The 827-nt window shown below is 66.5% G+C and carries 1 protein-coding gene and 1 pseudogene; both read right to left on the reverse strand.

Features of this window, described 5'->3' with window-relative positions; genetic code table 11:
• Positions 1-630: pseudogene (locus tag AO684_RS22150) on the reverse strand (primosomal protein N' (replication factor Y) - superfamily II helicase); the annotation flags it as partial.
• A gap of 3 nt (positions 631-633) precedes the next feature.
• A partial coding sequence (locus AO684_RS04590; protein ID WP_054301566.1) for a DUF4339 domain-containing protein occupies positions 634-827 on the reverse strand: 194 nt, incomplete at its 5' end.

Raw genomic sequence — 827 nt, forward strand, 5'->3', positions numbered from 1 at the left:
CCGCCGTACCCGGCCGCTTGCGTGATACCAGCGTGTCTTGCGCACCTGTTCCTGACGGCTTTTGCCATCGACGGTGACAGTGCGGGTTTCATAGTAATATTCGCCGCGTTGCCCGGTATAGGCGCTGCGGGTTTCGGCATCGAACGTCCAGTAGGGCACATAAAGCCCGTTCAGCGCCCGGCCCTTCCGGGCATATTCCACAAGACCGTTCGGGGCGAACCACAGGCTGCCCAGCCATTTGCCCATGGCTGAACGGGCCGTACGTTCATCCAGTTGGAACGGGATCAGCGCCTGCGGCTTGATCTGCCGGTTGGTGCCGGTGCCGATGACCACGGGCGTGGCACAGAACGGGCATTCGGTGGCATGTTCGGCGCCGCGAAACTCGACCAGCGCGCCGCAGGAGGGGCAGGGGGTGGTGCGCACCTCCTCCATCGCGCCGGGGGGCAGGGCATCACGCAGGGCAGCGGTCAGGTCATGTTCTCCCAGGGCCCGCGTCCGGCCTTCCAGCGCGGCCTCGGGGATGGACTGTACATGGCCACAATGATCGCAGCGCAATTGCGTCTGTCCGGGGGCGAATCGCAGATCCGCCCCGCAGGATTCGCACGGGAAATGCCGTTCGGTTCCGTCCAAGGCTCAGGCTCCGGGCGGCGGCGGGGGGGGCACCTGCGCGAAAAGCCGGCTGAGTTCGGTGTCGGCGGCGGTTTTCCAGCCGTCCTGACCGGCGGTCCAGACCATGCTGTCGCGCGACAGCCCGCCCGACAGCGCCATGGCTTGCAACTCTGCCTCGGTGAACGGACCTTTCGTCGCGCCATTCTCGGCGACATGCC

Source organism: Gemmobacter sp. LW-1, from assembly GCF_001303875.1.
GTDB classification, from domain to species: Bacteria; Pseudomonadota; Alphaproteobacteria; order Rhodobacterales; family Rhodobacteraceae; genus Gemmobacter; species Gemmobacter caeni.